Origin of the sequence: Bifidobacterium sp. (assembly GCF_050874245.1) — a bacterium.
GTDB lineage: Bacteria > Actinomycetota > Actinomycetes > Actinomycetales > Bifidobacteriaceae > Bifidobacterium.
In genome coordinates this window covers 1-21,621 of record NZ_JBNMKH010000022.1, presented here as the reverse complement: position 1 = coordinate 21,621, position 21,621 = coordinate 1, and the positions used below count along the sequence as shown (strand labels likewise).

At 56.8% G+C, this 21,621-nt stretch carries 18 protein-coding genes, 1 tRNA gene and 3 pseudogenes; 16 read left to right on the top strand and 6 right to left on the bottom strand.

Annotated features, from left to right (window positions below; genetic code table 11):
* Positions 1 to 394: 394 nt before the first annotated feature.
* From ACR0P8_RS03940 to ACR0P8_RS03930, 3 genes and pseudogenes are all read right to left on the bottom strand, one after another.
* Positions 395 to 502, bottom strand: a pseudogene (locus tag ACR0P8_RS03940) (hypothetical protein); the annotation flags it as partial.
* 359 nt (positions 503 to 861) lie between these two features.
* Positions 862 to 1,797 carry a histidine kinase gene (locus ACR0P8_RS03935; protein ID WP_432623869.1) on the bottom strand — a complete coding sequence of 312 codons (936 nt, stop codon included), beginning with the start codon at positions 1,795 to 1,797 and terminating at the stop codon, positions 862 to 864.
* Between the two features lie 333 nt (positions 1,798 to 2,130).
* Positions 2,131 to 2,745, bottom strand: a complete 615-nt coding sequence (locus ACR0P8_RS03930) for a response regulator (protein ID WP_432623867.1) — start codon at positions 2,743 to 2,745, stop codon at positions 2,131 to 2,133.
* A gap of 240 nt (positions 2,746 to 2,985) precedes the next feature.
* Here ACR0P8_RS03930 and ACR0P8_RS03925 point away from each other — a divergent pair, with 240 nt between their 5' ends.
* The 4 genes from ACR0P8_RS03925 to ACR0P8_RS03910 all read left to right on the top strand — a co-directional run bounded on the left by ACR0P8_RS03925 (position 2,986) and on the right by ACR0P8_RS03910 (position 5,852).
* On the top strand, positions 2,986 to 3,381 hold the full coding sequence (locus tag ACR0P8_RS03925; protein WP_432623865.1) for a hypothetical protein: 396 nt from the start codon (positions 2,986 to 2,988) through the stop codon (positions 3,379 to 3,381).
* 394 nt (positions 3,382 to 3,775) lie between these two features.
* Positions 3,776 to 4,468 carry a hypothetical protein gene (locus ACR0P8_RS03920; protein ID WP_432623863.1) on the top strand — a complete coding sequence of 231 codons (693 nt, stop codon included), beginning with the start codon at positions 3,776 to 3,778 and terminating at the stop codon, positions 4,466 to 4,468.
* Positions 4,469 to 4,533: 65 nt separating this feature from the next.
* The gene (locus ACR0P8_RS03915) at positions 4,534 to 5,145 is read left to right on the top strand and encodes a hypothetical protein (RefSeq protein WP_432623861.1); all 612 of its coding nucleotides are present in this window, start codon (positions 4,534 to 4,536) and stop codon (positions 5,143 to 5,145) included.
* 59 nt (positions 5,146 to 5,204) lie between these two features.
* Complete coding sequence (locus tag ACR0P8_RS03910; protein WP_432623859.1) at positions 5,205 to 5,852, top strand: ABC transporter ATP-binding protein; 648 nt, start codon at positions 5,205 to 5,207, stop codon at positions 5,850 to 5,852.
* Between the two features lie 97 nt (positions 5,853 to 5,949).
* Here ACR0P8_RS03910 and ACR0P8_RS03905 read toward each other — a convergent pair whose 3' ends face one another.
* Together ACR0P8_RS03905 and ACR0P8_RS03900 are read right to left on the bottom strand one after the other, a co-directional pair.
* Positions 5,950 to 8,202 (bottom strand): maltotransferase domain-containing protein, encoded by a 2,253-nt coding sequence (locus tag ACR0P8_RS03905; protein ID WP_432623857.1) that lies wholly within the window; start codon positions 8,200 to 8,202, stop codon positions 5,950 to 5,952.
* Between the two features lie 273 nt (positions 8,203 to 8,475).
* Positions 8,476 to 8,552 (bottom strand) — tRNA-Met (locus ACR0P8_RS03900).
* Positions 8,553 to 8,747: 195 nt separating this feature from the next.
* On the opposite strand from ACR0P8_RS03900, the gene ACR0P8_RS03895 reads away from it, so the two are divergent.
* The 10 genes from ACR0P8_RS03895 (at position 8,748) to nucS (ending at position 17,989) form a co-directional block, all read left to right on the top strand.
* Positions 8,748 to 9,782, top strand: coding sequence for a homoserine O-succinyltransferase (locus tag ACR0P8_RS03895; protein WP_432623855.1), 1,035 nt, complete (start codon positions 8,748 to 8,750; stop codon positions 9,780 to 9,782).
* Positions 9,783 to 10,219: 437 nt separating this feature from the next.
* A complete protein-coding gene (gene atpB / locus ACR0P8_RS03890) occupies positions 10,220 to 11,029 on the top strand; it encodes a F0F1 ATP synthase subunit A (protein ID WP_085382136.1) in 810 nt (269 codons plus the stop codon).
* Between the two features lie 56 nt (positions 11,030 to 11,085).
* Entirely contained in the window at positions 11,086 to 11,313 is a 228-nt protein-coding gene (gene atpE, locus ACR0P8_RS03885) for an ATP synthase F0 subunit C (RefSeq protein WP_003809874.1), read from the top strand.
* Between the two features lie 58 nt (positions 11,314 to 11,371).
* Positions 11,372 to 11,893 (top strand): F0F1 ATP synthase subunit B, encoded by a 522-nt coding sequence (locus ACR0P8_RS03880; protein ID WP_432623850.1) that lies wholly within the window; start codon positions 11,372 to 11,374, stop codon positions 11,891 to 11,893.
* 29 nt (positions 11,894 to 11,922) lie between these two features.
* Entirely contained in the window at positions 11,923 to 12,750 is an 828-nt protein-coding gene (locus tag ACR0P8_RS03875) for a F0F1 ATP synthase subunit delta (protein WP_432623848.1), read from the top strand.
* Between the two features lie 71 nt (positions 12,751 to 12,821).
* Positions 12,822 to 14,450, top strand: a complete 1,629-nt coding sequence (atpA, locus tag ACR0P8_RS03870; protein ID WP_432623846.1) for a F0F1 ATP synthase subunit alpha — start codon at positions 12,822 to 12,824, stop codon at positions 14,448 to 14,450.
* A gap of 3 nt (positions 14,451 to 14,453) precedes the next feature.
* The gene (locus tag ACR0P8_RS03865) at positions 14,454 to 15,374 is read left to right on the top strand and encodes a F0F1 ATP synthase subunit gamma (protein ID WP_021913575.1); all 921 of its coding nucleotides are present in this window, start codon (positions 14,454 to 14,456) and stop codon (positions 15,372 to 15,374) included.
* An 8-nt stretch (positions 15,375 to 15,382) separates the two neighbouring features.
* On the top strand, positions 15,383 to 16,867 hold the full coding sequence (gene atpD, locus ACR0P8_RS03860) for a F0F1 ATP synthase subunit beta (protein WP_432623843.1): 1,485 nt from the start codon (positions 15,383 to 15,385) through the stop codon (positions 16,865 to 16,867).
* A complete protein-coding gene (locus ACR0P8_RS03855) occupies positions 16,867 to 17,145 on the top strand; it encodes a F0F1 ATP synthase subunit epsilon (protein ID WP_026646861.1) in 279 nt (92 codons plus the stop codon). Before atpD ends, ACR0P8_RS03855 begins: the two co-directional genes overlap by 1 nt.
* 139 nt (positions 17,146 to 17,284) lie before the next feature.
* Positions 17,285 to 17,989, top strand: a complete 705-nt coding sequence (gene nucS / locus ACR0P8_RS03850; protein WP_432623841.1) for an endonuclease NucS — start codon at positions 17,285 to 17,287, stop codon at positions 17,987 to 17,989.
* 577 nt (positions 17,990 to 18,566) lie between these two features.
* Here the strand turns inward: nucS and ACR0P8_RS03845 are convergent.
* Complete coding sequence (locus tag ACR0P8_RS03845; protein ID WP_432623839.1) at positions 18,567 to 19,523, bottom strand: FKBP-type peptidyl-prolyl cis-trans isomerase; 957 nt, start codon at positions 19,521 to 19,523, stop codon at positions 18,567 to 18,569.
* Between the two features lie 69 nt (positions 19,524 to 19,592).
* Here ACR0P8_RS03845 and ACR0P8_RS03840 point away from each other — a divergent pair.
* Positions 19,593 to 20,660, top strand: a pseudogene (locus ACR0P8_RS03840) (hypothetical protein); the annotation flags it as partial.
* Positions 20,661 to 21,115: 455 nt separating this feature from the next.
* Positions 21,116 to 21,621: pseudogene (locus ACR0P8_RS03835) on the top strand (hypothetical protein); the annotation flags it as partial.

Here is a 21,621-nt window from a genome sequence, read left to right as displayed (position 1 = left end):
GAATACCCGCTTTCGCGCACCATTGGCACCATTCGCCCGGATACCTATATAAATGGTGCCCTGCGCTGTGGTGACAAAGCGTTGCGCGCTCGCTGGTCAACATCTTTTTGAGCCAATTGATTGCCTATACTGCTTTGGAACACCAGAAGAACGATTCCGTAGGTGGTTTCGTGCTTCCGTAGGTGGTTGGCCCTGGTATCACTGCGGCAAAAAGGCTTGATTTCAGCCATTCCGTTTGCATGGATTGGCCGAAGAACGCCTACGGAATCGAAAAACCACCTACGGAATGCGAAAGGCTGGGTTGAAGACGTAAGAAACGTCTTCAACCCAGCCTTGACCCATGTGTTTTTAGCCGGTCAGGCGCTAAGCAGCGTGTCTAGCTAACCAAACTCACTCAGTCCTCGACCACCGTCAGCACGTGCGCCACGTCGGCCCACGGAGCCAGCGAAACGTAGTTGTCCCAGCTCCAATCGAACTCGCGTCCGGTCAGCTCGTCACGCACCTAGGTGCGGGCTGGCAAGGAGCTGTTGCCGATTCGTTATTTCAGGAGATAGCAGAGCGGCCCGTATCGTGAAAGTGCATTTTCGACGTTTTGATAAGTCTTTTGCCTTCATTGGGAAAATAAGGCGCGAGCGGGGTTGATGGACATGCTGCAATTACCACAATCTTATGGTAGAAAACTCCATAATCATGCAATAGAAAAGACCGTAATCCTACAATAATGAAAACGTTGAAACTAAGCCTGAGTGATTAGGTGAGCGATCGTAGTCATTGCGGTATCACGGTATATGTAAGACCGTCCTGTGGGTATTCCGCCATCGTTGGGCGGCATATAGTGTGTCGTTGGTTGGATGGTGGTACTCATTCCATCCGAATTCGCATTCGTCCTGTTGAATGGCGGCCATCGGTGTGGTCGGTGTCAAGCAACGGCACGGAGACTTCCAGTGTCCATTGGTCGTCGGAAGCGGAAATGGATAATTCGCCGCCTAGAGTCGCGAGTCGTGTTTGATATGAGCGTATGCCTGTGCCATTGCCAAATTGCTCGTTAATGGTATTGACTTGCGGGGGCTTTGACGCATGCGTTGAGGTGCTGTTTTTAAAAAGAGGTGTGTCGCTGGCGCTGATATGCAATGCGTTGGTGCTGATATGCGCGGTGATGACATAGCCGCGTGAGGGATCCGCATGTTTGAGTATATTGCCGAAGATTTCTCTGATGAGTTGTTTGATGATAATACCCCTGCTAGGTGTTGTCGTTAGACTGTCGGATCCGTCCGCTGCAATAATGCCGTCGAAACCAGCCTTGGCGAGTTTCGTTCGTTCTTGTTCTAGCAGCTCGATGACGTCGATTGTGATGGCATCGATTCCGGAGGCGGAACAACCATCATCGTCTTTGCGGAGTGTGGTTATGGCGGCTCTTGAGCAACTCAAGGCTTCTACGAGACTGTCTCTGATGTCGAATAGCGTCGTGTTTTCTGCGATTTCAGGGGTTCTCTGACTGCTTGGATTTTCGTCCTTTAAAAGGTCTATTTGGTGGATTGCGTAGGTGAGATCATTGCATACGATGTCGTGCAGCTCTTCTGCGATTTCCTCCTTCCATTTGTGGATGGTCAGTTGATTGATGGCGCGTTTTTGATTCTGATGGAGACGAATGACGCACCCGATTATGGCCAAGGCCAAGAATGTGGTGCCGAACATGACGAGTGCGCTCTTGTCTGTATGGGGCTGGAAAAATAAAATGCCTGCGGCGGGCAAGAGGATGCTGATCGCTGAAGGGATATTGATATATCCGAGAATCACTGTGGCGGACAGTCCCGCGAATACGAAGGAATAGGGTAGCGCCGGTTCTATGCTAATTGCAGTAATCCATAATATAATAATTATTATTGACCCTGTGTAGGGGAATTGAATAAAAAGAACGATTGAACATAGTTCTGTGCAGATAAAAACAATGGAAAAAACTGTAAATTGATGGTAGTACCCACTGATAAGTTCTAGAGAATACAATAGAAACAGTGGAAAAGCTATGCATAAAGATAATTTTCTTGGTATTCTGCGATTCATGTCGCAGTATTGCTTTTTGATTGACTTTATAAAATATCGTATTTTTTGCATAGCCGAATTGTCTCTGATCTATTTTTTGCGCCTATTTTTTTTCGAGACTCTGTGAATGTAAGAAAATACAGTACTGGAAGCAATGCCAAGTTGCGAAGCGATTTCTGAAGTGTTGTTGTCTTGCGTGTAAAGGCGAAGCACCTGAAGCTCTCGCGGACTGAGCTGCTTGACCTGAGAGGATGAGGAGGGTTGTTTTGCCAGTATGTCATGCGCTTGTTTTGCGGTTGGGAATGAATTTGGTTCAGCGGATTTGCCTTGTGCCACGATGGGCAGTACTTTATTGCAGACATGTGTCAAATCTTCTTTGGCGATAAGAGCTTGACCACCGGCGCGCGCTAAATCGGTTTTGTACCGCTCGGGGTCATATGCGGTGATGCCGATGATGCCGATATCGGCGGTTCGTTTTCGTATTTGAGCGCATACGGATATGCCGGTGGCGTCGTTTAACGCCATGTCAAGTAAGAGGACATTTGGTTTTTCGTTGGTATATATGCATCGATGAATCGCTTCTGCCGCAGAAGTGGTTTGCCAGATGACATGGTATAAAGGTGAGCTGCCGTCGATCCATCGCGCGATTGCCCGTAAGCTCCAGGAGTCATTGTCTAGAACGGCGATGGAAATACCTTCAGTCATATAACGTGAGTGTAGTCGTGGGCCAATTGAGCCATGGCGTCATGTGATGAAAATCTTTACATTGCCTTGTTCTGCTGTTGCGGAAACGGATTAAATGGAGTCCTGATAACTGAGCGTGGCTGTGTGGCGTAGAGGATTGCTCTTCTACGCCACACTGTTTGGATTCAGGAAGACGAAGGGGTCTTGATAGATTGGCGGTTGATGAGGAATCAGTTGGTTGGGCAACTGCGAAGCGTCCGAATGATCGGTGTGATCGGCATATCTTGTATGTTGGTCGCTGTCCAATATCTAACCACGTATAGGGCGAGTTATGTTATTCCCCCAAGTAAATCTACGTTGCTGCGGGACGTGATGCTGTTCAGTCAATACGGAACGGGTGGTGGCATGTATCTGCTGCTGTTGCCTTTCCTGTCGGCTCTCTTGGGGGGTGGTGCCGTATCGTTGGAACGGCATGCTGGGCGGCTACCCATGGTCGTGATTCGAGAAGGACGAGGACGTTTTTTGACGACTGCGATGTTGTCTGGATTCGTACTTGGTGGTGTGGGTGGAATAATGCCAATGATTGCGAATCTGTCAATAGCTGCTATGCGCAATCCTCATTTGAACTTTATCGATGGTGTATCGGCGGATGCGTGAGGGCGTGTGCATAGCGGCAAATATATTTTGATTTCTTCTGATTCTTGGATATATCCGTTGTATAGGTTCAATCAGGTGTTATGCATACTATGCGTGGTGTTGTTGATATTTGTGATTGCCGGACTTTTCTCCACGGTGTCCGTTGGCGTGTCCTTTTTCATGCAACGCAAATATACGGAAGTATTGGTTCCGTTCGTGCTGAGTCTTGTGTGGTGGATGCTTCCTTCTCTTACGGGGGGTAGGATACCGGACCAGTGGAGCCACGTCATCTTTTTGGATTTTGCTCCAGGTGCGGACGCTTCTGTGCGTTGGCAAAATTATGTGGGCATTGTGCTTTCGATATCGCTTTTGCTGGCATTGTCTACCGTGCTGGTGTGTGTGGAAAGGCATCGTGATGCTTTGTGATGGTTTTGCTTCCGTGCGGTATTCCACTATCGGTATGAGAATCAGTGCCATATTGGTTATGGTGGTGGGGTTTGCGTATGGCATTTCATTATTGTTTGACCCTCACGATTTCGTATCCGACTATATCGGATTCATGAAGCAGGGGGCCTCTGCCGCAGTGCTTCCAATTTGTTTGATGGCAATGTGTTTGGGCTGTGTCCGATTCAGGACGTTTGAATTGGTGCGTCGTAATCCACGTGACGAGCTTGGCGAAAATGTTATATGGCTGAACGTGATGTCTTGCATATGCGCCGCATATGGCGGCCTTGTTTTTGCTGTCATGGAATTCGTTGTCAAGAGACAAACCGCATCTGTTCTGCACTGGTCTTTGACTGCGATGCTGGTGGTTCAATGCTTGATGATGAATATCTCAATAGGGTTGGTCCAGTTATTGTTGAGCTACATGGGATTGGTCATGGAACATGTCGCCGCGGTGCTGATCGCGTTCTTTGCGATTGCGCAGTGGCTATTGACTCCGTTGGTCGATGGAGCGGATCGTATGATGTTCTATTTTTGGTATCCGATCAGTCCGGATTGGTCGGATATTGTTATCTGCCAAGTCATCCCATGCTTCGGATTCTGCTTATTGCTCGTCATGGCCTGCATCATGGTGTTCAATTCCAGAGATCGGTTGAAAAGCTAATGTGTGCTATCCGTCGCAGTATTTGTCGCATTGGACAGGTTTGTGGCCGTAAAAAAGGTCTGCGAATGCTGATACTTGTCATTTACGCCATATTCGCTTCACGCTTTTACTACAGCGCACAGGATACAAGTATCTTTATGGGGATGTTTCGCATTGCCCCTGCGATGAGCCATCCGGATCTTGCATTGAACATGTATCCGTTGCTGTTTATGGTCGGGGGAATAGCGCTTGCGCTGGAACAGTGCTCTGAATATCTGATGATTCCTGATTATCTGGTATATGTCAGAAGTCATCGAGGATGGTCTCATTTTTGTCGATATTGCGCGCTGCTGCTGTTCTACTGCGTCCTGTTCACTGGTGTGCAATTAATCATCGCGTTAATGATTGTTCCTGGGAATCGACAGGAGCATCTGTTGACGACTGCGATTTGCGCGTCTTTGACGCTTGCCGTGCTGATGCTCATTATCAATGTTGGTTATTTACTGAATTGCCGGGTGATGGGTTATGTCGCAGCTGCGGCGCTGTATATTGCGTTGCTTTCGTTGGATGGGGCTCGGCGATGGTTAATATCCTCGTGGATTGGCGTCATTCCATGTTGGGCACCTGTTTTGACGGTTCTTTTTCTGGTGCTCGCTATGGTGAATCTCATTGTTTTCGAGCATGTGGAAATGTATTGAATTCCAGTAAGACAAAATGCTGGTTGCAATATGGCGCAATGCAAAGGAGGAATGACAAAATGTACGTCGAAGTGCATCATCTTACGAAAACCATCAAACGCAAAACGGTATTGCGTGACGTGAATGCTGAATTCGAACGAGGCAACATTTACGGCATTGTTGGTCCTAATGGGTCAGGAAAGACAATGCTGTTGCGTGCGATTTGCGGTTTTATCCGGCCGGATACTGGTACGGCGAGCATTGGTGGTAGACCTGTGGAATTCAATAAGAAATTACCTGAATCCGTAGGAGTAATCATCGAGAACCCTGGATTCATCCCTGGTCAGAGCGCTATGGAGAACCTTCGCTATCTTGCTGACATTAACCACGCCTTTGATCGGCGTGAGATCATGCGTTTGCTGGAGCTATTTGGCTTGCGGGACCACGCGCAGGAAAAAGTGCGATCTTACTCCTTGGGTATGCGACAAAAGCTGGCGATCGTGCAGGCATTGATGGAACATCAGCCTTTGATTTTGCTCGATGAGCCGACCAACGGCCTTGATGAGCATTCTGTCGCAGTGTTTCTGGAGGAGATGAGGCGCCAGCGTGATGCGGGGCGAACCATATTGATTGCCAGTCATCATAGTGATGAGCTATCTCAAATCGCGGATCATCTGTACCTTATGTCGGATGGGGTCCTGTCTTTCCCTGATGCCGATTGCTTCTAGGGTCACAGGGTTGCGGATAGCTGGGTGCATGCGAGAAGCGCGGGCAAGCCAATCAAAAATGAGCTTGCCCGCGCTTCTTGTTAAAGCCGACCGAAAATCAGTCCTCGACCACCGTCAGCACGTGCGCCACATCGGCCCACGGAGCCAGCGAGACGTAGTTGTCCCAGCTCCAATCGAACTCGCGTCCGGTCAGCTCGTCACGCACCTTGAGCGGCTTGTCGGTGGCGAAACCGAAGTCCGGCAGCTCGATATGCACGATGGACTGGTGCGCGTTGTGGCCGTCGAGGTTCACCACCACGATCACCGTGTCCGCCTTGCCGGTGCCGGTCAGTTCGGCCGGGGTCTGGCGCAGGAACGCCACGACGCCCGCGTCATCGCTCGGCAGGATGTGCAGATTGTGGTAGCTGCGGCATGCCGGATGCTCGGCGCGGATTTTGTTGAGCGAGGTGAGCAGTTCGGCGATGCCATACTTGTCGGCCTCGCTCCAATCGCGCACCTTGACTTCGTACTTCTCGTTGTCGATCTGTTCCTCAAAGCCCGGACGCTGCTTGTTCTCGATTAGCTCATAGCCATTGTAGATGCCCCAGCTTGGGCTTCCCATCGCGGCCAGCACCGCGCGCACCGCGTGGCCGGCGATGCCGTTGTCGCGCAGATAGGCGGTCATGATGTCGGGCGTGGATGGCCAGAAGGTGTTGTGCTGGTAGAAGCCTTCGTCGCCATTGGTCTCCGCCAGATATTCCTGCAGCTCCTCCTTGGTGTTGCGCCATGGGAAGTAGCAGTGCGACTGGGTGAAGCCCGCGTAGCTCAGTGCGCGCATCATGCCCGGGCGGGTGAACGCCTCGGCCAGGAACAGCGTCTCCGGATGCTTCTTGGTGACGGCCGCGATCACGTCCTGCCAGAAGCGCACCGGCTTGGTGTGGGGGTTGTCCACACGGAAGATGGTCACGCCGGCCTTGATCCACAGGTCCATGATGCGTTCCACTTCGGCCTCGATGCCCTCCATGTCGGCATTGAAGTCGATCGGGTAGATGTCCTGGTACTTCTTCGGCGGGTTCTCGGCGAAGGCGATGGTGCCGTCCGGCTTGGTGCGGAACCAGTCCGGATGCTGCTTGACCCACGGATGGTCGGGGGAGCACTGCAGCGCGAAGTCGAGCGCCACTTCGATGCCCAGCTTGTGCGCGTAATCGCAGAACGCCTTGAAATCATCCATGGTGCCGAGCAGCGGGTCGACGGTGTCATGGCCGCCAAGCTCGGAACCGATGCCGAACGGGGAGCCCGGGTCGTTGGGGCCGGCGACCAGCGAATTGTTGCGGCCCTTGCGGTTGGTCACGCCAATCGGGAAGATCGGCGGCAGATACACGATGTCGAATCCTTCGGCCTTCGCGCGGTCGAGGCCGGACAACGCCGTCTTGAGCGTGCCCTGCACGATTTTGCCGTCAGCGTCGTAATACGCGCCTTCCGAACGGGGGAAGAACTGGTACCATGCGGCGAAGCTCGACTTCGGACGCTCCACACGGAAGCGCTGCGGATTCGATTCGCTCAGGCCGTCACGCAGAGGATTGGTCTCATGCAGGCTTGCGATCGCGTCGCCGCTCGCCGCCGCCAGACGCTCGTCGGCTCCCAGCGACTTGTCTGCCACGGTTTTCGCGGCTTCGCGCAGCGTCTTCTTGTCGGCCGCGGTCAGCTTGGAATCGCGTGCGCCCGCCCAGCGTTCCAGCAGCTGCGCGCCGGATTCCAGCGCGTTCTCCACATCGTCGCCGACCTTGACTTTGATCTGCGCGTCATGCAGCCAGGAGGCATAGGTGTCCTCCCAGCCTTCGACCACGATGTGCCATTCGCCCAGCTGGCGTTTGATTTCGGCGTAGCCGTCGTCCCACGGTTTCAGGTCGCTGTGTTCGCCGATTCTGACCATCGCCTCCCAGCGGTCGAGACCGGGGTTGGTGCAGGTCATGGGGAAGCGGGCCTTCTCGGTGCCGCGTGTGTTGCGCACGGATACGGTGGCGCCCGCCTTGGTGCGGCCTTCGATGAACACCTGGGCGGTGACCTTGAAGGCCTCGCCGAGCTCCACGCGGGCCGGATACAGGCCGTTTTCGGCGTTCGGGGTGATGTCCAGGACGTTCACGCGGCCGAACTGCTCCGGGCTGGTGCGCTTGATGACTGGTGCTGGGGTTTCGCCGATGGTTCGCGTCGCTGCTGTTTTCGGCTTGGAAGTGCGTTTGCTTGCTGGCTTCTTGGCTGCTTTCACGGCGGTCCGTGCCGTTTTTGCCGTTGTCGTCTTGGCTGATGTCTTATCTGTCTTTTTTGCGGTTGCCTTTGCGCGTGTCTTCGCGCTTGATGTTTCTTCTTCCATGTAGCCGATTATAGAGGTATCGGTGTTCATCCCGCGAAGCCCTTTTTAATAGTGAGCGCGCGTGCGGCCACCATAAAATTCTTCACTAGCGATTGGTAAAACGCTTTAGTCACATACGATGCAATCGCTTCACTACGGTGGTGACCCGATTGATTTCGGGCGATATTGCGATATTGACGGTCCGACGGTGCCGATGGTGTGCGGCCGGGTAGAAAAGGATTGGGCTTGGCTGAATAACAAAAAACCGGAAACCATGTGGTTTCCGGTTTTGATTGGTAGCGGGGCATGGATTTGAACCATGGACCTCTGGGTTATGAGCCCAGCGAGCTACCGAGCTGCTCCACCCCGCGTCGGCTTGTCTTCCTTGAGACAGCTCTTATTACTTTACGGATATGGCGGGTAATGTCAAATCGGCGTGTCGCATACCGCGCACCTAGTGGAAAGGCGCATCGGATAACGCGCCATCCATTTTTCGTATACCGTCGAAGTTCACTCCGAGGCGTTCCCGGATGCGCCATATCCGTGCCCGCACCATAATAGGAGACATGCCTATCAAGATCCCCAGCGGCCTTCCGGCCAGAGACATCCTCGACTCCGAACGAATCTTCGCGCTCGAAAAGCCCGAAGCGGAGCGTCAGCGCGTGCGCCCCCTCAAGCTGGTGATCCTGAATCTCATGCCGAAGAAGATCGAGACCGAGACGCAGCTGCTGCGCCTGATCTCCAAGAGCCCGCTGCAGGTGGAGGTCGATTTCATGAAAACCTCCACCCACGAAGCCACGCATGTGAGCGCCGACCACCTGGTCAAGTTCTACGAGACGCTCGACGCGTTCAAGGACAACTACTACGACGGTCTCGTGGTGACGGGCGCGCCCGTCGAGCATCTCGACTTCGAGCAGGTCGATTACTGGGACGAGTTCAAGCAGATCCTGGATTGGGCCTCCACCCACGTCTTCTCCACCATGTACCTGTGCTGGGGCGCGATGGGAGCGCTCAACTACCGTTACGGCGTGCACAAGGAGCTGCTGCCGAAGAAGATCTTCGGCGTGTTCCCGCAGTATCTGCAGGACGAATACTGCTTCCTGACCAACGGCTTCGACGAGATCTGCCTGCAGCCGCACTCGCGTCTGGCCGGAGTGAACGAGGGAGACATCGCCCACAACCCCGAACTGCAGGTGCTCACTTGGGGTCCGGAATCAGGCCCGGGACTCATCGCCACCCGCGACTTCTCCGAGGTGTTCGCGCTCGGCCATTGGGAATACGGCAAATACACGCTCGCCGAGGAATACGAGCGGGATATGAAGAAGGGCATGACCAATGTGCCGTTCCCCAAGAACTACTTCCCTCATGACGATCCGAAGCTCGAGCCGCTGTTCGCCTGGCGCGCGCACGCCAATCTGCTGTGGCGCAATTGGCTGAATTGGGTGTATCAGACCACGCCGTACGATCTGGCCGAAGTGCCGCGCCTGCGTGCGGAGAAAAGGCTCGGCACCGACAGGTCGATCCGTCACGAGCCCGGCTCTCCGCGCGTCGACGCGTTCACGCCGTTCTCGCATGACGGCTACGGCGTCATCCGTGGCTGATTCCATATATATTCCCGCGCATATTCCACGTGTTTTCCATCGTTGTATGCCGCGTCCTTTCATGGGACGCGGCATGTTTTGTTGTGACGTGTATCGTGCGATATGCTTGGTAAAACGTTTTAACGATGAAGCAGACATACAATTCAAAATGGAAGAATCGACGGAAATCGCGGCGGTGTCTAATAATCGCGACATTAATCGCAACCAATGTGAAACGCCGGTTTGAGCCTTACGGCAGTAAGGGATTGTCCGTGTGTGTGGACGTTGTCTAGACGCGGGCTAATAATCCTTTCCAGCCGTTCGGGGCTTGTATGCGAACGCGTTTACGGTCGCGTTAGCATATTCCCGAAGGACGTTGCGGTTTTGGTAACCGGAACGTCACATTCGACTCGGCTGTTGGGCTAAACTGACAGCTGACACAAGAGCAGGAGGCGTGAATGATTAGTGCATTGGGAGAGGGCATGCTGGCCATCGCCGATGGTCCAGAGATGCCGAGCATCAATGACTTCCTTCCCGATCCGTTTGTTTTTCAAGGCACGCCGTTCGCCATCAACCGCATCATCCTCGTTCGTATCCTTGCGACCGTCATCATGCTGCTGGTTCTCGGAATTACGGCAAGCCGTGCAAAGCTCATCCCCGGCCGTTGGCAGGGCGCAGTCGAATGGCTGATCGAGTTTGTCCGCGACAACATCGTCTATCAGGTGATGGGCGAGCTGCGTGGCAAGCGTTACGTGCCGATGATCACCACCGTGTTCTGCACGTTGCTGGTCTTCAATCTGTGCGGCATCATCCCGGGCTTCAACATCGCGGCAAGCGCGTCCATCACGCTGCCTCTGGTGTTCGCCATGTGGTGCTTCTGCCAGTACTGGATTGCAGGCATCCGCGAAAAGGGCCTTGGACACTTCCTGAGGGACGAGATCTTCCCGAAGGGCGTTCCGGCCCCGATCTATATTCTGCTGTCCCCGATTCAGCTGCTTGAGCTGCTGATTATCCGCCCGTTCTCGTTGACGATCCGACTGTTCGCCAACATGGTCTCGGGCCATCTGATCCTTGCGTTGTGCCTCTCGGCCACGCAGTTCTTCCTTGTTGATGTGGTGAACAAGCTGATGATGCCGTTCGGTATCATCACCTTCGCGGCTGGCATGTTCATGTTCCTGTTCGAGGCGCTGGTCGCCTGCCTGCAGGCTTACATCTTCGCCATCCTGACCACCGCATACATCAATATGAGCTATCCGGAGATCGACTGACCACCGGCTTTTTAAGTGTTGCTTCTTGTCAAGCAATAACCAGAAAGGAAACAATCATGGATATCGTTACCCTCGCTGAGGTTGCCGGCAACCTGAACGTCGTTGGCTACGGCCTCGCCGCAATCGGCCCTGGCATCGGTCTGGGCATCCTGATCGGTAAGACCATCGAAGGCACCGCTCGTCAGCCTGAGCTCGGCAGCCGTCTGCAGACCCTCATGTTCCTGGGCCTGGCATTCGTCGAGGTGCTGGCACTGCTCGGCTTCGTGCTCGCCTTCATCAAGTAAGACTTGATTTCCAAGGTAACACCGAAGACGCAAACGAACGTGAAAGGAGGAAGACACTATGGTGACCGCAGCTAGCGAGATGGATCTGTTCCTTCCGAAAAGCTACGACATTTTCTGGTCGCTGATCATTCTGATCATCGTCGCCGTGTTCTTCTACAAGTTCTTCCTGCCGAAGTTCCAGGCCGTGTTCGATGAGCGCGCAGCCAAGATCGAAGGCGGCATCGCCAAGGCCGAACAGGCCCAGAAGGATGCCGACGAAGCCAAGGCGAAGTACGACGCCCAGCTGAGCAACGCGCGCGTCGAGGCTTCCAAGATCCGCGACGACGCTCGTGCGGAGGCATCCCACATCATCGCCGACGCGCGCACCCGTGCGGAGGCCGATGCGGCGCAGATCACCGCCACAGCCCAGCGTTCCATCGAATCGCAGCAGCAGCAGGCTCTGGTGAGCCTGAAGGGTGAGGTCGGCGTGCTGGCAACGGCACTGGCCGGCAAGATCCTGGGAAGCAAGCTGGAAAGCGACGACGTGCAGTCGACGATGATCGATCAGATGATCGCCGATCTGGACAGCGACAAGAAGTGATCGAAACCTTCAAGAAAGGGAGGTGACCAATGCGAGGAGAAGCATCGCGTATCGCAGACCGCGTTTCGCGTGACTCGCTGGCCCCCAGGCTGCGTGACAGCGGCGAGGACGCATGGCGCATCGGGAACGAACTGTTCACGATCACCAACGCGCTCGACCACAACGTCCAGCTTGAACGTGCCCTCACCGACCCGTCGCGCCCAGTCGAAGACAAGGTTGCGGTAGTCAAGACCCTCATTGGAGATGAGGCCCATCCGTTGACGATGGAAATCATGTCCGATCTGGTGGCCCGCCGTTGGAGCCGCGTGTCCGACATCGCCAACGCCACCGAGGATTTCGGCGTGGATGGCATGATGTACTACGCGGACCACACGAATTCGACCCTGCAGGTCTCCGTCGAGCTTGCAGAGCTGCATTCCGCACTGCTCAACCTTCCGGTCGTACGCAGCAAGCTGTATGACACTACCGTCCCCGCCGAAGCCCGCGTCAAGCTGCTCTACAGCCTGATCGGAAACGCGGACTTCAACAAGGTGACCAAGCGTCTGGCCGAGCATGCGACCTGCAACCTGCGCAACCGCCGTTATCTGCAGACCATCCAGTGGCTGATCAACAAATTCTCCCGTCACATGGGCGAATCGATGGTCACCGTCACCACGGCGAAGCCACTGAGCGAGAAGCAGGTCGACAAGCTCATCGCCGTCTATTCGGCGAAGACCGGCCATCCGGTGCACATCAACTCGGTGGTCGATCCGACCGTCATAGGTGGCATGCGCATCCAGGTGGGTGACGAGGTCACCGACAACACGGTGGTCGCACAGCTGCAACATCTTCAGCGCACGGTGAAGGCGACCGCCTGACGGCGAGCCGCACGGTGAACAAGCCTGAAACAAGACTTGACTGAATTTATAAACAACAATAAGGAGTGATCATGGCAGAACTTACCATTGATCCCACCACGATACGCAAGGCGCTCGATGAGTTCGTCGAGTCGTACAAGCCGTCGGACACGCCGACCCAGGAGGTCGGCTACGTCGCGACCGCTGGCGACGGCATTGCGCACGTGACGGGACTGCCTGGTTGCATGGCCAATGAGCTGCTGACCTTCGAAGACGGCACGCTTGGCCTGGCGTTCAACCTTGACGCCCGCGAGATCGGCGTGGTTATCCTCGGCGATTTCACCGGCATCGAGGAAGGCCAGGAAGTGCGTCGTACCGGCGAAGTGCTCTCCGTGCCCGTCGGCGACGGCTACCTTGGCCGCGTCGTGGACCCGCTAGGCAACCCGATTGATGGTCTTGGCGAGATCAAGACCGAAGGCCGTCGTATTCTCGAGGCCCAGGCACCTGACGTTATGCATCGTCATCCGGTTGACGAGCCTCTGTCCACTGGTCTGAAGGCCATCGACGCGATGACGCCGATCGGCCGTGGCCAGCGTCAGCTCATCATCGGCGACCGCCAGACCGGTAAGACCGCTATCGCAATCGATACGATCATCAACCAGAAGCGCAACTGGGAATCCGGAGACCCGAAGAAGCAGGTCCGCTGCATCTACGTGGCCGTCGGCCAGAAGGGCTCCACCATCGCATCGGTGAAGCAGTCCCTGGAAGAGGCCGGCGCCATGGAGTACACGACCATCGTGGCCTCCCCGGCTTCTGATTCCGCAGGCTTCAAGTACATCGCACCGTACACCGGTTCCGCCATCGGACAGCACTGGATGTACAACGGCAAGCACGTGCTCATCGTCTTCGACGACCTGTCGAAGCAGGCCGAGGCCTACCGTTCGATTTCCCTGCTGCTGCGTCGTCCGCCGGGGCGTGAAGCTTACCCGGGCGATGTGTTCTACCTGCACTCCCGTCTGCTCGAACGTTGCGCCAAGGTTTCCGATGACCTCGGCGGCGGCTCGATGACCGGCCTGCCGATCGTCGAGACCAAGGCGAACGATGTGTCCGCCTACATTCCGACCAACGTGATTTCCATCACCGATGGCCAGATCTTCCTGCAGTCCGACCTGTTCAACGCGAACCAGCGTCCTGCTGTGGACGTCGGCATCTCCGTGTCCCGAGTCGGTGGCGCGGCGCAGACGAAGGCCCTGAAGAAGGTCTCCGGCACGCTGAAGATCTCGCTGGCGCAGTACCGTTCTCTGGAGTCCTTCGCCATGTTCGCTTCCGATCTGGATGCGGCATCCAAGGCCCAGCTGAACCGTGGCGCCCACCTGACCGAGTTGCTGAAGCAGCCGCAGTTCTCCCCGTACTCGATGGAACAGGAAGTCGTGTCCGTGTGGGCCGGCACCCATGGCAAGATGGATGACCTGCCGATCGCCGACGTGCTTCCGTTCGAGAAGGGCATGCTGGATTATCTGGACCACAACACCGATATCCTCAAGACCATTCGCGAGACCGAGGACTTCACCGCCGACACCGAGGCTGCACTCGACAAGGCCGTGGAAGCGTTCCGTGAGACCTTCGTGACCAGCGCAGGCAAGCCGCTGGTCGAGAAGAAGCCCGACACGAAGAACGCCACTCCGGTCGAGCAGGAAAAGATCGTCGCAGGAGAGAAGTGATTCATGGGCTCGCAACTCGCATTGAAATCTAGGATCGCCTCCACCGCGTCGCTGGAGAAAATCTTCAACGCGCAGGAGATGATCGCGTCTTCGCACATCGCCAAGGCACGTGACGTGGCCTTGAACGCGAAGCCGTATACCGATGCGATTTTCGACGCCGTGCAAGCGCTGGTGGCCCACACCCATATCGATCATCCGATTGTGAAGAAGGACGAGGACAACCCCCGAGTGGCTGTCCTCGCCCTCACCTCGGATCGTGGTATGGCGGGTCCGTACACCTCCTCGATCATCCGCGAAACGGAATCGCTGCTGGCCCGACTCGATGAGAAGGGCAAGCAGCCGGAACTGTATGTGTATGGTCGTCGTGGTGTGACGTATTACAAGTACCGCAACCGTGATGTTGCCGGCACTTGGGAAGGCGATACCGACCAGCCCGGCGTGGAAGTCGCAGAGTCCATCTCGAAGGCACTGCTGGACGCCTATATGAAGCCGGCGGACCAGGGTGGAGTCTCCGAACTCTACATTGTGTTCACCGAATTCGTGAACATGGTGGTACAGAAGGTGCGCGTGCTGCGCATGCTGCCCGTTGAGCTCGTGCTTCCGGACCAGCCGGACTCCGGTCCCGTGCCGGAATCCGATGCCGATGCCGCGACTCCGCTGTATGCGTTCGAGCCGAGCGTCGACGAAGTGCTTGACGCCATTCTGCCGAAGTACATTCAGTCCCGTATCCATGAATGCCTGCTCACCGCAGCGGCATCCGAGACTGCAAGCCGACAGAACGCCATGCACACGGCTACAGACAACGCCCGCAGCCTGATCGACGACCTGACGCGCAAGCTCAACGCTTCGCGACAGGCTTCGATTACCCAGGAACTTACCGAAATCATCGGCAGCGCTGATGCGCTGAACAAGAAGGAAGAGTAGGAACGCATATGGCTGAGAATCAGACCACAGCGGCTCCCGAGACGGCTGCGGAACCGACCGCCGGACGCGTCACGCGTATCCAGGGCTCGGTTATCGACGTCGAATTCCCGGTGGGCCACCTGCCCGACATTTACAATGCACTTACCGTTGAGCTGAACAGCACCGGCGTCCACGAAGAGGGCGAGACCACCAAGAAGATCACCCTCGAGGTGGAGCAGCACCTTGGCGATTCCACCGTGCGCACCGTCGCCCTGAAGCCGACCGACGGCCTGGTCCGTGGCGCGACCGTGCTTGACACCGGCGGCCCGATCTCCGTGCCGGTCGGCGACGTGACCAAGGGCCACGTGTTCGACGTGTCCGGCAACATCCTCAACAAGAAGCCCGGCGAGACCGTCAAGGTCACCGAACGTTGGCCCATCCACCGCAACCCGCCAGCATTCGACCAGCTGGAATCAAAGACCCAGATGTTCGAAACCGGCATCAAGGTCATCGATCTGCTGACCCCGTACGTGCAGGGCGGCAAGATCGGTCTGTTCGGCGGCGCAGGCGTCGGCAAGACCGTGCTGATCCAGGAAATGATTCAGCGTGTGGCCCAGAACCACGGCGGTGTGTCCGTGTTCGCCGGCGTCGGCGAGCGTACCCGTGAGGGTAACGATCTGATCGGCGAGATGGACGAGGCCGGCGTGCTTGAGAAGACCGCACTGGTCTTCGGCCAGATGGATGAGCAGCCGGGTACCCGTCTGCGCGTCCCGCTGACCGCACTGACCATGGCAGAGTACTTCCGTGACGTGCAGAACCAGGACGTGCTGCTGTTCATCGACAACATCTTCCGCTTCACCCAGGCGGGTTCCGAGGTGTCCACCCTGCTCGGCCGTATGCCGTCCGCCGTGGGCTACCAGCCGAACCTGGCCGATGAGATGGGCGCCCTGCAGGAGCGCATCACGTCGACCCGTGGCCACTCCATCACCTCGCTGCAGGCCATCTACGTGCCGGCCGATGATTACACCGACCCGGCGCCTGCGACGACCTTCGCCCACCTGGACGCGACCACCGAGCTGTCCCGTGACATCGCCTCCAAGGGCATCTACCCGGCAGTCGACCCGCTGAGCTCCACTTCGCGAATCCTCGATCCGCGTTACGTGGGCCAGGCACACTACGAGTGCGCCAACCGCGTCAAGGCGATTCTGCAGCGTAACAAGGAGCTGCAGGACATCATCGCCCTGATCGGCATCGACGAGCTCGGCGAAGAGGACAAGACCACCGTGAACCGCGCCCGTAAGATCGAGCAGTTCCTTGGCCAGAACTTCTACGTCGCCGAAAAGTTCACCGGCCGTCCGGGCTCCTACGTCCCGGCCGATGAGACCATCGAAGCCTTCACCCGCATCTGCGACGGCGTGTATGACGACGTCCCGGAGCAGGCGTTCTCCGGCATCGGCGGCATCGACGACCTCGAGAAGAAGTGGCACGACATGCAGAAGGAATACGGTGCGTGATGGCCGGATCGACATTGCAGGTGAACATCGTCGCCGCTGACCACCCGGTGTGGCACGGCACGGCGAAGTCCGTTACCATTCCCGCCTCCGAAGGCGGAATGGGCATCCTGCCCGACCACGAGCCTGTGCTGACCGTGATCAAGGAAGGAACCATCGTCGTGGTGGATCCTGAAGGCGAACGTCTCTCCTTCGAGGTGACCGACGGCTTCATCTCCTTCGATTCGAACAAGCTCACCGTCGCGGTCGAGCGTGGAACCAACGTCAAGCGGGCCGAATAATCCGGTTCCGTTGAAACGTCAGGCGGCTCGTCGATAGCAATGCATTGTGTATTGCGATTCGACGGGCCGTCTTTGTTTTTGCCTTCGCTTCCACCGTCATCGTGCGCCCGTCATCGCGCGCATGGTAGGGTAGTGCCTCGTGCGAATTATTGTTGCTGACTGCTCCGCCGAATATTCCGGACGATTGAACGCCTCCCTGCCGCTCGCCAAACGCGTGCTGCTCATCAAGGCGGACAACAGCCTACTCATCTTCTCCGAACTCGGCTCATACAAGCCGCTCAACTGGATGTCCGCGCCCTGCAGCATCAAGGACATCACCCCGGACCACGCCGACGACGACGTGGACACCGAGGTGCCGCAGAAAGTGATCCGCGCCTCGGCGGACAAATCGAATGATGTGCTCGAAGTGACCCTGCAGCACATCTATTCGGATGAAACCTACGATTTGGGCGAGGATCCCGGACTGATCAAGGACGGCGTCGAAGACCACCTGCAGAAATACCTGGCCGAGCAGATCGAACGCATCGGCGAAGGCGCGAAGCTGGTCCGACGCGAATATCCGACCGCCATCGGACCGGTCGACATCATGGCCATCGACGGCAACGGCGAACACGTCGCCATCGAAATCAAGCGCAACGGCGGCATCGACGGCGTCGAACAGCTCACGCGGTATTGCGACCTGCTCAACCGCGATCCGCTGCTCGCCCCCGTGCACGGCATCTTCGCCGCGCAGACCATCACCCCGCAGGCCCGCGTGCTCGCGCAGGACCGTGGCTTCAAATGCCTGATCCTCGATTATGAGGAAATGAAGGGCACCGAAGACGACTCCTTAAGACTCTTCTAGTACTTACTCCGGAAATCACGGCAACGGAGCGTTACCTGCGCTGAGCCGTGAAATGAACAGTCCAGTGGACTGTTCATAGGCGAAGTGAGCGGCTATGCCGCGAAGGGCGGCGCAAGCCGGCACCTTAGTCGGCGTACCTTTTGTACTCCTTCCTTCGGTACGCCTTGGTACCGCACGCGTTGCCGCGATTCCTTCTAATTGGTCTTGGTTTCCAACTCCGGAAATCGCGGCAACGGAGCGTTACCTGCGCTTCGGCACGGTGCGCGTTTTTCCCGGTGTCCAGGGCGGTGTGACGACGAAAATGTGTCACGATTCGATTTTTCGGCCCGTTTTTTGAATCGTGACACATTTGTTTGGATTTGCATACCCTCTAACTGGCTTTTTCGGCTCAAATCGCATGAAAAACACAAGTAAGGGGGTAGTGATTCTTCGTCGAATGTGTCACGATTTTTATTTTTGCCGTATTTTTTGAATCGTGACACATTGCAAGGTCGATTTTCCGCAAATTAAACCAGGCAACGCAAAAGCCTCCCGAGTGGGAGGCTTTTTCATTAGAAGGTTGGAGGAGCCAGCTGAATCAGTAGGCGGCGAGGATGTCGACCACGAAGACCAGCGTGGAGTTCGCCGGAATCTTGTCCTGCTTCTGATCCTTGTAGCCAAGGCTCGGCGGAACGACCAGCAGCACCTGCGAGCCGACCGTATGTCCGGCCAGACCCTGCTTCCAGCCTGCGATCACGCCGTCAAGCGAGAACGTGGAAGATGAGCCGCGATCCCAGGAGGAATCGAACTGTGTGCCGTCAAGCAGCCAGCCGGTGTAGTTCGCCACCACGGTCTGCGTGTCCTTGACCACCGCGCCCTTGCCCTTGATGAGGTCCTGGGAGACCAGGGAATCGGAGCCCTTGTAGCCGTTCATATCGATCGACGGCTTGCCGTCCTTGGCGAGCGTCACCTTCGGCAGGTCGGCGGGCACGTTCGCCACCTTGTCTCCGGTGGCCTTCTTCAGATCCTTCGACTTGGACACCAGTGTGAGCACCATGAGGTACGAGGAGCCGGTGGAGCTCGAGTCGTTGACGCCGAACGCCACGGTGGAGTTGATTTTGAGGCTCTTGAAGATCTTGTAGTAGTCCTCTTTCATCTGGCTGGTGTCGGATGTGACCACCGTGGAGCAGTCGGGGGTATTCTTCTCCCACGTGCTGGCCAATTGGGAGCCGTCCTTGACGCTGACGGCGATGCCCTGCGAACAGACACGGTCGCCGTCCTCGATCTGGGCGCCATCGCCCTTCTGCAGCACCACGTAGCTGTTGTCCTCGACTGTCATGGGCGTTTTGAAGGAGATGGTCGGCTTCTTGCCGAGTTCGCCCTTGGCGGTCACTCCGGCGATCTGATGCATCTCGATTTTCTCTGAGGATGAAGAGGATTTCGAATCCGATTTGGTGTTTTTCGCGTCGGAATTGCCGCCGCACGCCGAAACGCCGAGGCACAAAACCATCGCGCAGGCTGCCGTGACGGCCTTGGAAAGAAGTGATTTACGCATAGGGTCAACCATAGCGGCAAACCTTGATTTTCATGCAGTTTTCAGGCTTTTGCAGGTGGGCACTGTAGAATGGCGAGTGCTATGACTTTATCGCAGGAAGAACAAGAGAAGCCGCGGATTAAGGCGGGCCCGACCCGGCACGCGAAGATCATGCGTGGCATCGTCACGCCCATCTTCGGTCTGTTGGCCATCACGTGCATCGTGCTTGGCGCGCTGAACGCGACCGTGTGGAAGCCGGATAGCAGAATCGCGGCCACGACGTCGGTGAAAGGCACGCAATACGCCGTCACCGACCCGAATGTGCTGCAGTTGGTGGACGACCATGTCGTCGCCTCCGTGAAATCACAGGATGCGAAAACCGAAGTCTGCATCGCATTGGGCTCCGCGCGTGACGTCGCCGGCTGGATCGCCGGTTCCAAGTACACGCGTATCACCGGTTTGTCCGATTGGACCACGCTGTCCGCACGACGTTCCGCGGCGCAGGGTGATCCCGATGCCTCCGCGAACCAAACTGCGTTCAAGGATTCCGACATGTGGCGTTCCGTGAAGTGCGGCACGGGTTCGGTGAATATGCGGATTCAGGAATCGTCGTCGAAGGATGCCGGCAATTCCGTGGCGCTGATTGATTTCGGCGATAGCAAGGCCGGCACGATTTCGCTTGATTGGAATCGTCGTTCCGTTCCCGACTTCGCCATGCCGTTCTATCTTGTCGGCGGTCTGCTGGTGATTCTCGCTGTGCTTTCCGCTTCCGTGTTCGCGATGCCTCCGCATAAGCGCCGTCATCGCCGTGCCTTCGCTTCGGTCGAAGGTGCCGGCACCATGGAAGGCGACGATACGGAGGTCGCCGAATGGGTGCGCAATGCCGAAGCAAGCGCTTCGTTCAGCGGTGGCGCCGCTCCGAAGCGTCGTCGTCGCCATGCGAGCCACGCGGCTGGCGCTTCGAGTGAGCCTGAGGAGACTGCGCAGCCGAAGATCATCGATCCGGCCAACCGCAATCTGGTCGCCGACCAGCAGAATGCGGTTGGTGGTTCCGCTGCTGTGACCGCTCCGAAGGATGACGTGGAGGCGACTTCCGTGATTTCCCAGGATGAGCTGATGGCGTATTTCGCCCGACTCGCCCGCGAGGAATCGTCCGAAGCGCAGCAGGCCGCGCAGACCGTGGAATCTACGGAAACCGAATCCGCCGCGGAACCTGTGGAAACGGAATCCACCGCGCCGCAGTCAGGTCAGTTGGACGAAGTGCAGAATGATCCGCAGGCGGAAGAGACGCAAGCGGAGAATCCGCGGACGGAAGAGACGGCAGACGATTCGTCCGAATCGGCGGAAGCAAGTGAACCGGCGGAAGTCGAAACGACTTCCGATTCGACGAAATCAGCGGAATCGACGGATTCGACGGAATCGGACGAAACGTCCGAAACGTCCGAAACGGAAGCGTCGGAAGTGTCGGAAGCTTCGAATGAGGCAGGTGAACCGACGGAAGCAAACGAGTCTGCGGAACCGGACGAAACCGACGATTCGGCGGAAACAGAAGAACCAGAGGCATCGGAAACGTCCGAAACGGAGTCCGACGACCAGTCGGAGGAGGCAGAGCGATGAGAAGACGCAGCAACGCGATTATCGCGGCCGTACTTGCCGCCGGACTGACCGTTGGATTGTGCGGTTGCGAAGGGCAGCTGCCCACGCCGGTCCAGACGTCGTCGACGAACCAGACATCGCCCGTTCTGACGGCCAAGCAGGAGAAGAAGATCCGTACGGGCATTCTCTCGACGCTCGACCAGTGCAACCATAATCTCGACGTCGCCACCTTGGGATCGATTCTCGAAGGGCCGGAACTGGACATCCGCACCAGCGAGCTGAACGTGGCGAGGGCCACGGGCAACCTTGACCGCAAGACCACCATCCCCACCGATCTGGCGCAGACCGTGATCTCCACGGACAGCGGATGGCCGCGCACGGTGTTCTCGATCACCACGACCACCGAGGACCAGCAGTCCAAGCGTCTGCTGGTGCTGAAGCAGGATTCCGCCCGGCAGAACTACAAACTGTGGGGCGTGGCCCGTCTGTTCTCCGGCGTGAAGATGCCGAGTTTCGAGGTTTC